We start from the raw sequence: 13043 nt of genomic DNA, 5'->3' as shown, positions 1-13043 counted from the left end.
CCAAGGCGGTAATTCAAGGGGGTGGCGATATTGACACTGGGTTCGAAGGTCAGATTACGGGTGTTGAAGATGTTACGTCCGAAGACCTGATTACCGCGTGCGAGGTCTTGGGTACTAGGGTGGTCCTCCAACATATCCGAGGTGTTCTCCTTCATCTCTTCACGAAGGCGGGATTCGTTGATATCCGTACCTGTGGCGTTGGAAGCGTTCACGTTGTTCTGCTGCTCATAGAGCTGCTTCACACGCAGGGCCTGCTCCTTGGTTACACCCTTGCGGGCTAACTCGGAGGCCAGCTGCTTTTGCTCTTTCCCTTGTCTAATCCCCTCTTTGACATATTCCAATACTTGAGAGTCGCTCATATTTTGAGCAGTCACAGGTGTAGCGCCCAACATCAATAATATGAGGATGAGCGCACCCATTAGTTTTTGCATTTTCATTGATTAATCTGAATTTTTAAATTCAATCGAAAGTACTAAACCGGCTCCACACATCCTGCCGGTATATCTACACACGCACATCCCAACATTGTCAGTCGGACGGCGACTTTTGATTTCCCATTCATATCTACCAGTTCCCCTTCCAGTCCTGCCAATGGCCCCTTTATTACACGTATTTTTTCTCCCGGCGCTAATGGCGATGTGCTCATACAAATCGTTTCGTCCGAATAGTCGAGCATAAATTTGAATCGTAACATTTGTTGGTCGGGAATTACAGCCGGAGTACTCTCCCCACGTAGTACCATGTAGCGGCTGATAGCGGATAAGGTCAGAACTTCTTTTTGTTCTTGTGGATCAACGTGGACGAAGATCATCATTGGAAGGATGACTCTGTCGACAACCTTGCGACGGTCACTCCAGTTATGAACTTCTTGTTGGATAGGAAGGAAATTTTCAACGCCCATTTTAGTGAGGCGCTCACTTGTCTTTTTCTCATGATGGATACGCACAATGGCGACTAACCAGCGTTTAGAGTGCGCTACGCTTCTGCCAATCACATCTGTTGGCAGAACATTTCGATCGTCATTTTTGCTAATGATCATATTTTTTTACACCACTTTTTCCATTGCTACTTAGGCAATGAAATAATTCCTGCTGCAAAGATAGGCAAAATAATAAATAAGAAACAAGAAAAAAATGCTTTCTTTTTTACTTACCAGCCAAAATCTATAGCTAGAATATGCCGTGGGGTAATTCTCTAATACTTCACCGTCCGTATGAAGCATGCATCACTGTCACTGCCATCACTATTATTTGATGCACCATTCTCAAACCCTTCGAAACCCATAGTGAAATAGTTTATATCAAACGCACTCGATTTTTTCACATCACTACCGGTACTACTCAGACGGTTCCGACATTGATATATGGCTCCCGGACGTTCAAACAGGTCATAGAACAGCGGAACATACTGAATATTCCCGGTACCGTCGTTATTATAGTAATCGGTACGTTGGGCATAACGCAGTGCACCTACTTTTTCTCCGTTACTTGTCATCCCTTTACGACGTCCATAACCGGATTTACCAATAGGGAAAAATATATTATGGCTATTATTTATATTGAAGACGAAACATCCGCGCATACCTTTCTTCGAATTGGTCGGATCTTCATTATGATCATATCCCAATGCTACTTCCACTGACTTCTGTGTCTCGGTTGCACCGTCTCCATAAAGAACACCGTAAGCTTTACCAATGTTACTATGAATCGAAGTAGATTCCAAGGTATAAAAATCTTCGATTGTAGCAATACGTTCATGATCTCCCGCAATGGACCAACTTGCAAAACGACTCTTTACATCATCTGCTGAAGGTGCCAGTTGCGACCAGGTCTTTTGAGAGGGTGTAGTCGCTCCCAGTTCAAGAACATCGAAACTACCTGACGGCCCTAAACCAAAAGTAAACCCGGGTCTGTCATTATTGGAAGCGAGAATAGCTGTACGGTTTCCACGACGGAACAATGATCCTTCTTCCAAAGGTGACTTTGTATAAACCGGAGCATTATTTGCATCAAAACGATAAACATTATATGATGCCCATGCCGGGTTTTTATCACTTTCCGCATTCCCGTCAATAGTGATAGGAGCATAACCTTGACGTACATAAATATCATGTTCGCAAGTGTAATTGTGATAGCGCACACGTACGATAGCGCAACGGGGAGTAGAGTTTTCTGCAATTGTACCCTTAAAATCAATCCAGAAATCTATCGGATGCTCACCTGCTCCTTCTATACTTTTCACACCTGTCTGTTGCGCATTGTCACTTCCACTTCCTTCTACAGTAGAACGCAACGTAATGAAATCGTCTCCTCCCTCAACAATAGTAGCACTCCATGCTCCTTCGGAATTGAACGGCTTAAAATCTTCGGCATCGTCATAAGGCAGACGCATAAGCGTCACATGAAAATTATCACTATTACCCGCACTGCGCCATACGCCTTTCGGATTCTCAATACGACGTACTTGTATCATATCCAAATAAGCTGTCTTGGGAACATAGGTACCTGTGACATCGTCTTTCACCTGTATGGTAAACTTGATTCTCTCTTTTCGGGGATAGGCCGAATATGGATTATTTCCTGTAAAGCCTGTTTTTGTCACAAGCTCTTTGGCACGGGTATATAACGGAATAGTAAAAATATGTTCATTTCCATTACTTTTTACCGAATATTCACCGTCAGCCAAATCATCGGCGCCAATATTGCTAATCTTATAACTTCTGTTTCCTTTATTTTTTTCATTATAATAGGTCTCGTTGTATTTCGTATTAATAGGGGTCTGCCATGAGGGCTTGTCTTCGTATCCGGGAACTACAATCTTCACAAGGGAGGTCTTTCTCAATGACAAAAAGCTGTTCCATGGACCGTCGTTATAAATCCACCCTGAATAATAAAAGTCATTAGGAACTGTCGGAAATGCACTTGTTCCATTTCCCCATGGTCTCCAACCTGTAAACCCGGTATCTTCATCCTTGCCTAGGATTTTTGCATCCAAAGTAGAATTGGGCTTTATTTCACCCACTACTTTCAGGGTCACATTCATTGATTTATTATAAAGGTAAGAGATATATTGAGGGGTGCTCACATAGATATCGGACGGTTCTTCATACTCGATATGCCAGTCGGCATCGTTTCCGTAACCTTTGAATTTAAGAGTCAACTTATAATGGGTATTACGCGTTGCATTATAGTCGGTAGTAACGTCTTGCCCCAACATAAAACGGAACTTGATAGGTCCCGCTCCCACATGTTCGTTTGCCGCCGTGCAACGGTAGTATCCTGTCACCTCAACATAGGTACCATAAGGTTTCTCGTCTTTCCAACCGGAGCCTTCTTCTTGCTCATCAGGGTCGGGATAGTCGATATCTACGCCATTCTGCGACTGCTTCTTAGACTTACCTTTTCCCTGCATATTCTCGTAGAAGAAAAGCGATTGTGCCTTATGGGCATGGGTGTTCGTTATAATATCTTGTTCATCTCCTTCTTCTCCCTTACCCATATAGCGATGCAAATCATTGCAGATATGTATATAGTTTTCGGGCGTAAGAACGGAAAGATCTGCAGGCAATTTCTGGATTTTGATCGACTTTCCTTCCGAATATAAACCATTGGATGCAGTATAGCGTTCCGAACGAGCATGCATCTCAGGTTTCCAATCGGGATCCTTATAAGAATCCGGATCAGGAACATCTTCTGAAACTAATCCCGGAGTATTCGGATTACCCAACGAACAGGTTTTGGGAATATCTTTCAGAATAACGTTTTCGATATAAATCTGCACATTGGCATAAAGCCCGGAACCGTCAAATGCCACAGTCACCTTGGACGCGGCGCGACGCAACCAACTATGAAGTTGTACGCCCGGGGAATTAATGGTAACAAGATCATCCGGAGCATTACGGTCGGGAGTGAGACTGAACACACCGAACATCTCGCTATTTTGGGAAATATCATCAGGATCCCACTGAAGGGAGATTGCTTTCAATCCTTCACGGGTAGTAATTTTATCCTTATACTGCGTTAGATCTCCCATATTGGCAACAGCATAGATATAATACTTACCCCGCTTTATCGGACGGAGCTTGAACATTGCCGTACCGGTCTTACTATCCTCGAACTGGTTACCCTGTTCGTCTTTGTCTTCATCTATCCGGTTATCTTCCAGATTATAACTCCAACCACTTACATCGGGATCAATGACAAGGCCCTCACCTTTAACTATATAATTATGAACTAATTTTCCTGTCGTATCATAAAACAACATGCAGAGTGAATTTATATTCTGAATGGCATTGCCTTCATCACCTCCTTCGGCACGGGTAGTCCCCAGTGCTGCATCCTCCTGATCGAAACACAGGGTTACCGAAAGGGTGGCATTGCCTTCGCCTATCTCTTCATTCATAAAGTAATCATCCCGGCAAGCTGTCGGTATGAACTGCAACATAAGCAAAATAATACAAAATATAATATCTTTCTTTCTCATACAATATCAATTCTTAGTTTCAGGTTTGAGTCCGAACTCCGGCTCAAGAATCACTTCCGCATAGGGTACTACTTGCACTTTTACTTCGTCTTTTTCCGTAAAGGTGATATCAACCAGTACATGTGTGTTACGAAATAGAGCCTCTAGATTTGGAAAGGTCTTGGTAAACGACAGTTCTTTGCCATTCTCGGACATGTCGAGCTTCAAGGTGTATTCTTGTTCACCGTATGTAGCCGATCCGGCTTTCAGTTTTTTACTTTCCGGAAGGTAAAATACCGGGAAGACCGCTTTGCCGGGTTGGTCACCCGTCATACTCGGCACTTCTAATGGTCCGTTAACTGTGACTTCCTGATGAGAAGTTTCCGAAGGGATATCGTAAGCTTGTATCCAGCCTCTCTTATCTGCCAGTTCCACATCATCCGGTGATTGTTGAGATTCATCCGCTACTTTCTTCAGCCAGTTTATCCAATAAAGCGATTCATCGTCAAAAGACATGAACAACGGTTCCCGTTTATGAGGAATCAGATAAGTAGCCCCGGCAATATCAGAAATATGAATAGCATCTATACTGACTTTACTCTTACGCTTGTTCGTGAAACGAAAAGCGAACTTCGTTGCAGCACGTACCAAATAGAATTCACGTTCTACCAGATTCTCTGCTTTAACCGGAACGTCATATACCGAACTCATTGGTATAGGATTCTTATAATCGGGAATGAAAACGAAATTGTCAACAATGCTTGCGAAAGTAGTGTTACCAGTCGTCAATGTCTCCAATTGTTCGTGAAGATCAGTAGATGCGTTCTCTTCATTAGCTATCAGATAGATTTTCTTTGTTTCATTCCGTGTCACTTTGAAAATCCTGTAACACTCCGTTTGGGGAATCTCACCGAAATCAATATACATATTGTGTTCCACAGTACCGTTTTCATGAAGAATAACGATACGCAGTGTATACATATATTCGACAGGATTATCTACTGCATCATTCACCCTATCGGATGCACGCGTTTGATCAAGAAGACCGGTACGCAGAACGAGTATGGCAGTATCGTCGTCCGGCTGTACCTCGTCCGTATAACTTACCTCCCCTCCCCTACAAGATGCCGACAATAAAGCCCAGCTGACAAGTATTGTCATCCATACAATATGTCGTAGTATTTCTTTCATTCCTTTTTCTTCTTTTTTCAAAAGATGTTACTCAATCTACATCTACGTTAGAGAGTACCACCCTCCATGAGTTGATTAGTATCACGCTATTTATCCACTGATTTTGCTCGTCGAGAAAGAATGTCATATTGTATTCATCCTGTCGGTCGAGGTATTCCTGGTCGCTCATTTTTCTATTGTAATTACCTTTCACCAGAAGGGCATAATCGATAATAGGAATAGAAGCTACCAGTTTCCCTTCAGTGGTACGAATAATCAACATCGGACGCGAATACAGACTCCAGTCCCGCAAGACAAGTCTGCTCACCGTAAGTTCCGCCACGGCAACTTTGACAATTGTTGTTACACGACTTTCTTTTCCTGTCGCAATGTCCACACCAGCTTCACCCGAATAAGTAGACCACGCACGATAAACGATCGGCTCGTCTTCTTTCAGTGTATTGTCATGCGCTATCCAACCATTACGGTCTTCAATAGAAAAAGTAAAGTCGTCAACATTTATATCTTGTCCCGAAAGGTGCTGAAGCACTACACGGAACACATTCGTATCTTTCGTTAGTGGCATGACGTATGTATAATCACCTCCGTCGTCATTGGCAGGCAAACTTACGTCAAGAGAACCATGAAACAAAGGATGCAGGTCCTTATTGGAATAGGAAACACCAGTCGCTTTGTCTAGATAACGGTTCAATTTACAGTGCAAGTCTGTCATCCGGCAATTGTGCGAGGCATCGGTCACTGTAAATGACTCACCATTATCAAGACCACACCATGCCATAAGGTGATAATCACCGGGAGCAAGCTCCAGTTTCATGGTGTAATCACCGGATGCAAGGATTTCACCCTGTTCGTCAGCTTGCCACACCAACTCGCCATTAGAGTTAAAGGCATAAAGTCTGACCGACTTCACCTCATGGGTGAAAGCGTCGGCAAACTTCATGTTCATGTCATAACGAAATTTCAGATGATAGGTCACTGAACAATCGCCTTCATCGTCATAAATAGCATTGTCACACGACACCAACAAAAGTAATTCTACAAGGATTACCCATGCTTTCATCCCAAAATTTCTGATATAAGACGGTTTGTCCATTCTACATAATTATTGTTGTAATAGTATATAGTTTACAATACCTCATTACAGGTTGTCACCATTCAAGGTCGATGTTCTGTTTTACTACTCGCCATGAAAGGATATTAATACGTGCACCCAGATATGTTTCGTCATTAGTAGGCTTCTGCGGAACAATCACTTCTTCCGGATCAAGAACCGGCGTTCCAAGACCGGATACCGAATTAATGGCAATGTCATAAATATGATTACGCACAATTCCATATTTACCGTCGGTGTCATCCACTCCCGGGAAATCGTTCAGATGCTTGATGTCAGTATAATAGTAAGCTTGTCCACTCGACCAAACCCTTGCTCCGGGCATATTTGCCAGAACATCATTTACATCGTCAAGATTGGCGTATGCTGTATGATCGGCTTTATAAAAAGTATCGGTTACGCCTTTCTTCAATTGAAGGTAGCTTAAATATCTGCCACTATTTTCTGACTCGTTATCGGCATTGCCTGACTTTATGCCGGAAACGAGCTCTACTTTGTCTTTGGTAATCGGAGTATAGATTTCTTTAGCATCTGCTGTTCCTGCACCCTCTATTGTTTTAGTATAAATCTGATCCTGCACAACACTCAACATTGCTGTCATCGCATTATCTTTTGTGTAGTCCGTACCACCCCACTTAGCCAGATCAATGGGATGAGCAACGTTACTATCATCAATAGTCACTAATACGGCAGCAATAATTGCTTGGGTACGGTTACTTACCTCCGTCGCCGGATTATAGGAACTCTTCTTACCGGTCTCATACTTATCTGCAGCATTTTCCTGACAATATAAGTTTGTACCATTATATGATTTAGAGCTGTTGTCGCTTGCGCCTTGAGTACCTACTTTACCTGCAATCTGATCATACGGTAAATAATCAAATGTGAGACCGTCAGGATTCATTGCCCAATATGAACGATGATATTCAGGATGATTCCAACTCCAAACCGGTGTGAACGCCCAAGCGGAATTAACTTTCTTAAAGAGGTATGACTGAGAAGCAGTAGATGTCACTTCCCAACCTGTGAAGATTACATATACATCTTTACTGTCAACTTGAATAAATTCGGAACCGTCCTTACTCTTTTTTAATTTCACGGCAGTATATTTTTTATCATTATCGCCATAGGTTACATCATTTTTAAGAGTCATATCCTTCCAATCGGTATATAACCGTACTTTAGCTAAAACACGCTCTACATACACATTTACCGGAGATTTTTTTGCTTCATCTTCAGTCTTTTTGAGAGCACTCGCCGGTATGTTCACTTCACAACAGAAATTATCCGAACCAAACACAGAACTTGTCATCAAGAACTTTGAGTCCTTTACATAACTATATGAACCAAACTTTCCTCGAAGTGTAGCAAGGTCCATGCTAGCCGTACCCAGTGCTATTTTCTCATGATTAATCACAGCGACCATAGATTTAAGTTGGTCTAAGTTGTCGCCCTCCCTGGTATTGATAACAATTACCGCATTCAACTTTTTCTCAATATTAGGCATATCCTGTCCGGCAGACTCAGTTTCGTCCTTTTTACAGTCATAGTAATTCGTACCGTCGCTTTTAACTGGACAAGGACTACCATTCTCCTTGAAAAAATAAAAACGAACCGATTCTACATCATTTTCAACACTTTCCCCTTCTTCATAAAGATCTCCGGACTGATCACCTGCCGCTCGCGTCCTAAAGCCAGTAGTATTCGTAATATCGACAGACATAAAACGAGCGTCAACATTAGTTTCAGAGAGATCATTCTCAGTCATGTCACTGTTGGAACAAGCACTAAGAACCATTATTCCTAACAAGTTCCAAAATAAATTTGATAACTTCATATAAGTATATATTAATGGATTAATAAATTATTTATCTATTTTATCTATCTCAAGCAAAATGATTTCAGCCTGTTGCACTCCTTTGTTCTTCGCCTCATTCAACTGCTTGCGTGCAACGGTGTAATCTTCAACAAGAAAAGCATAAACTCCACGAGCATATAGTGCCTCGGGTGAATCTCCCCCTTTCTGGAGATAACGCTTTGCATTTTCAACGTCTTTACGCTGCATTGCTGAGTTTGCCGCATTCAGATTGGCTATCTCATCGTTAGGATACATCCTTACAGCTGTTTCAAACACATCATTGAACTCAACGCTCCCTGGCTCGTAAGTCTGAGCCACAAGATAAAACTCATTGAGACTGAGTTTTTGAGGCTGTGTCTGCATGATACGTTTTATCTCTTCTACGTCACTAAAACTACGAATAGTATAGTCAATACGATAATCTGTGTGACGCAATGCAGGATAACAATTCTGCAATAGAAAACGATATTCTTCAGGATAAGTCCGTTTAATTTTTGCTTCTTTCGCGTCAGGGTCTAAACGACTGTCAATCATGCCCAGTATCTCCGAACGATGCACAAGATTGGATTTTTCGACATATTGACGCAATCCTTTCCAATCTTCCGGTTCATACTCTGTAACAATCACACTGTCATTAAAATGATATAGTTGCTTGATATGATTCTTTAATGCAGCTGTACGACCTATCGCCAGATCCCGATTATGAGAATATGGACTTTCGGGAGAAGCGTAACCTTTGAGCCATACGGAAGTTATGACTACATCCTTGTCATTACGGACTGAATCAATAGAGGCCTGTATTTTACCGAGTTCGTATGTATTCCGCCGATACTCAGGATATATCACTGTCTTATCAACCGGAAAATCGATGAAAGCAGAACCGGAAAGTGAACGATGCTTAACAGTTTCTGCCTGCGGATGAATATAAAGTAACTGTGGACTGAAAGGAAGCGCTTCAACGTATGAGTCCAATGGATCGTTCCATTCCGCTAATAGTGTATTACAACAACCGTAATCACTGCGATACAACTCCAATGAGGCACCATTCATCCATTTATAATAGGGTACTATTGCATGATATACTACACTTTCAGGTTTCGAACGTGCTTTAAAAGACATTTCATCTTTGCCGGATAGCATACTCTCACCATTCCGTACATAATAATAATAACGCTGACGCCCATAAACGCCTACTGAAGGAAGTTCCAAAGTATCTACTGTACTGATAAAACGAGGAGTGAGCAATACGGCTCTATTGCTTTCCACATCCAGACGTGATAGATTCATATTCATATCAACTACCATATATTCACCGTTTCGTTCAATCTTCAGATTGTCGGCTATCACTCCGGTTGTTTGTTGGGCATTCAGCATACAACTTGTTCCAAATAAGGCTGTTATAATTAGGTAAGTTCGTTTCATAGCATACTCTTTTAGAATAAATAGACTAAATTCACCGCTGCTTTAGTGGGACCAAAGTAGTTGTGTGGTTTGTTCTTCTCTATCTTCTTTCCACACCCGGCACATTTAAATCGGTCATAACGGGTATAAGAATAGCCGACTCCTATCTCTGTTTCGAAATTCCAGTGCCGCCCTAATATCCAGGTATAACCGTAAGCAATACCTCCACCTAGAAACCAACCTTGATACCTAGTGTCTTTAAGAGTAGAAAAATCAGTACCAAGCAATTTGAAATTAATATCAATACCGCCTAAATTATACTGCCCGCCATGAACATGGATTCCGATAAAATGGCCTGCAAACCGGTCACAGAACCAATAACGAGCTTCAGGTTGCACCGCCCAATGTTTCCACCGACGACTATGCGATAAAGTCCATGCGTTGAGTCCTCCACTAACGTCCAACGTCCAACGCGGAGCAAGCCCTACCTCGATGCCTGCATTTATATTCATAAAAGCATCAGATAGAATATTAGTCTTTAACGCTACATCCTGCGCATTTACTGTATGAACCACACTTATCGTGGTCATTATCAGAAGAAAAATCCCTCGTTTCATTATTTGTGTGTATTCTTGTTCTTTATAATTATTGTAATTTCACCTTAAATAACTAGTCAAACAGACATAATAAAAATAAATTTTATCAGTAACAAAAAAATACAGTTAGTGAAACTGTATTTTCTCTTTTTAATATGTTTATACTGATCGTTTGTTTGATAGGTTATTGGGATACTTCTCTTATCAAGAAAAGTATTAGACGATGCAAAGTTATAAAAAATGGGATATATGATATTATATTCAATAAGAAATTATGCTTTATAACAAAAAAAATTAGCTTCTTTTATTAAATGTTAAGCCGCTTATCATAACAATACAATATCGATATCTTAAAAAAAACAAACTTAGCTTATACTACTTACGTATAAATTATATTTAAATAAAATGATAGCAATATAGCAAATAGAGAAATAAAAAAGCTGAATAACTTTTACAGTTAAACAGCCTTTCGTTATTTTTTAACTAGCTTTTTCAAGAATACAACCTACCACTTATAATTAATACCGAAACTTAGCAATTCTTTCAACTGGAAGAAGCTGTCGCCTTCAGTCGGCTTGGAGCTATCGTCAAAACGAGTATGCACATAAAGTTTTGTGGACAAATAACGGTTCAAAATAAAGTTGAAAGTATTTTCCCATTCCACACGTGCCCAATGATAATTGGTCAGATAGTTGAGACGGGATTCCAATGTAACGGCAGTGATAATATTCCAATTGAATGTCGATTGCAATTGAGAACCGAAATCATTCTTTGAACATTTGCCTTTTTCCAAGCCGAATTTAGTTTCATCTACTTCTGAATTACCGATGTAACGCAAGTTATAGGTCAATGGAGCCATAAACACGGAAAGGTTGAATTTCTTCTTGTTCAGTTTATAGTCCATACCGATACTGACTGCTAAATCTGCCGGAGACATGAAAGCAGAAACCAAATCTTCACTATTGGCCTTGTATCCATGGCAAAACTGAGTCTTGAACTCTGAAGAAATCGTATAATACCAATTTTTAAGTGCTCTTAAACCTAACTTATTATATAAGCGGAGTTGGTCGGTATTAAAGAGGTATTTATGGTATTCATCCGACGGAGTGGAAGTCATGCCCAACTTAGCTTCAAGCTGATTCTCGAACAAGATCTTCTCGTTGTCGTTGTAATTTGCAAATATCTGAAAAGTAGCTAATCCGGAGAAGTTACTTTCTCCTCCCTTATACCAGTTGTCCGAAAGGTGGTTCTGGCTGATCTGCAACGATCCGTTACCACCGGTCACCCACCAGTTAGGCTTGCTGATCTTAATATCGGCCTTCCCTACATTATCACTCATCTCCTCACGCTGAAACAAATGAATAACGTTTGCTTTCGGGGATATTTTCGGCTTCACATCCCGACGGAAAACATCACGGCTCATGATCCGGTCTTCCGTAGTAACAACCAATTCCGGACGTTTCAGATAAAGATCCATTAATGCGTTGTTGACCAGCATATTGGCTCGTTTGGTTTTAGTAAATACCAGCGTATCATAAGGCAAAAGCTCTGCCGTTAGATTCGGAGTAGTATCCAATTGTATCGGCTTCCAGTCTATTGTAGAATATTGCTTCATCGGAGCATAATAATATGCCAATGGAGTAAACAGGCGAAAATAATCGGGGTCGGAAGGAATATAACGTGCCGGCACAGAAGGATCATTCAGATAATCCAACTGAGCAATATACTTATTATATAAATAGGAAACTGTATCCAACTTAGGAGTCGGTCCCGACATATTGAGTTTCAGCATCAAATATTTCTGAAGCTCCGTTGAAAGCGTATCCGATCGCACCACCTTGGCTTTCGCCACCACTGTTGAAGACTTTGTTACCTTCTTGGAAGGCTTGACAGCCTGTACAGGAGCAATCTGTACTGAATCGGCCGGAATTATGGAATCTTGAACGGACTCCTGTGCAGAAAGCGGCAACATGAATAACAGCTGAGTAAAAGCTGAAAATAAAATAATAACTCTCTTCATATTTGTCTATGGTTTAGGATGCAAAGCTACATTATTTTGTTTAGAAATCATAGGATTCTTTCAAAATTGCATTTTTTAATAAAATTGTAGCCGCGAAAGTCTGCAATCTTCCTCTTTTTTTTATAATTTTGCGCTTTTTAAGTTCGTAAGAATTTGACTAAGTAAACAATTATTAAAACAGTTATAGCTGTGGGAGAAACAAAGTATATTTTCGTCACCGGTGGTGTTGCCTCTTCATTAGGAAAAGGTATCATCTCATCCTCCATCGGTAAGTTGCTACAAGCAAGAGGTTATAATGTAACCATTCAGAAGTTTGACCCGTATATCAACATCGACCCGGGAACATTGAATCCTTATGAGCACGGAGAGTGCTATGTAACCGTAGACGGACACGAAGCCGACCTC

At 41.0% G+C, this 13043-nt stretch carries 8 protein-coding genes and 2 pseudogenes; 1 reads left to right on the top strand and 9 read right to left on the bottom strand.

Annotated elements, in window-relative coordinates:
• The 9 genes and pseudogenes from BHV72_RS03555 to BHV72_RS03515 form a co-directional block, all read right to left on the bottom strand.
• Positions 1–437, bottom strand: a pseudogene (locus tag BHV72_RS03555) (capsule biosynthesis protein); the annotation flags it as partial.
• Between the two features lie 35 nt (positions 438–472).
• Complete coding sequence (locus tag BHV72_RS03550; RefSeq protein ID WP_005676250.1) at positions 473–1039, bottom strand: UpxY family transcription antiterminator; 567 nt, start codon at positions 1037–1039, stop codon at positions 473–475.
• 155 nt (positions 1040–1194) lie between these two features.
• Positions 1195–4482 carry a DUF4906 domain-containing protein gene (locus tag BHV72_RS03545; protein WP_195414611.1) on the bottom strand — a complete coding sequence of 1096 codons (3288 nt, stop codon included), beginning with the start codon at positions 4480–4482 and terminating at the stop codon, positions 1195–1197.
• A 6-nt stretch (positions 4483–4488) separates the two neighbouring features.
• Entirely contained in the window at positions 4489–5652 is a 1164-nt protein-coding gene (locus tag BHV72_RS03540; RefSeq protein ID WP_195414612.1) for a hypothetical protein, read from the bottom strand.
• Positions 5653–5683: 31 nt separating this feature from the next.
• On the bottom strand, positions 5684–6745 hold the full coding sequence (locus BHV72_RS03535) for a FimB/Mfa2 family fimbrial subunit (RefSeq protein WP_005676253.1): 1062 nt from the start codon (positions 6743–6745) through the stop codon (positions 5684–5686).
• A gap of 55 nt (positions 6746–6800) precedes the next feature.
• Entirely contained in the window at positions 6801–8600 is a 1800-nt protein-coding gene (locus tag BHV72_RS03530; protein WP_055256762.1) for an Mfa1 family fimbria major subunit, read from the bottom strand.
• Positions 8601–8627: 27 nt separating this feature from the next.
• The gene (locus BHV72_RS03525; protein ID WP_286854642.1) at positions 8628–10043 is read right to left on the bottom strand and encodes a DUF3868 domain-containing protein; all 1416 of its coding nucleotides are present in this window, start codon (positions 10041–10043) and stop codon (positions 8628–8630) included.
• A gap of 11 nt (positions 10044–10054) precedes the next feature.
• Complete coding sequence (locus BHV72_RS03520) at positions 10055–10639, bottom strand: DUF3575 domain-containing protein (protein WP_005680767.1); 585 nt, start codon at positions 10637–10639, stop codon at positions 10055–10057.
• A 484-nt stretch (positions 10640–11123) separates the two neighbouring features.
• Positions 11124–12638, bottom strand: a complete 1515-nt coding sequence (locus BHV72_RS03515) for a DUF3078 domain-containing protein (RefSeq protein WP_286854637.1) — start codon at positions 12636–12638, stop codon at positions 11124–11126.
• 189 nt (positions 12639–12827) lie between these two features.
• Here BHV72_RS03515 and BHV72_RS03510 point away from each other — a divergent pair.
• Positions 12828–13043 (top strand): annotated as a pseudogene (locus tag BHV72_RS03510) (CTP synthase); the annotation flags it as partial.

This window comes from Bacteroides sp. 43_46, assembly GCF_001915455.1.
Classification (GTDB): Bacteria; Bacteroidota; Bacteroidia; order Bacteroidales; family Bacteroidaceae; genus Bacteroides; species Bacteroides caccae.
This window is presented reverse-complemented; position numbering and strand designations above follow the sequence as displayed.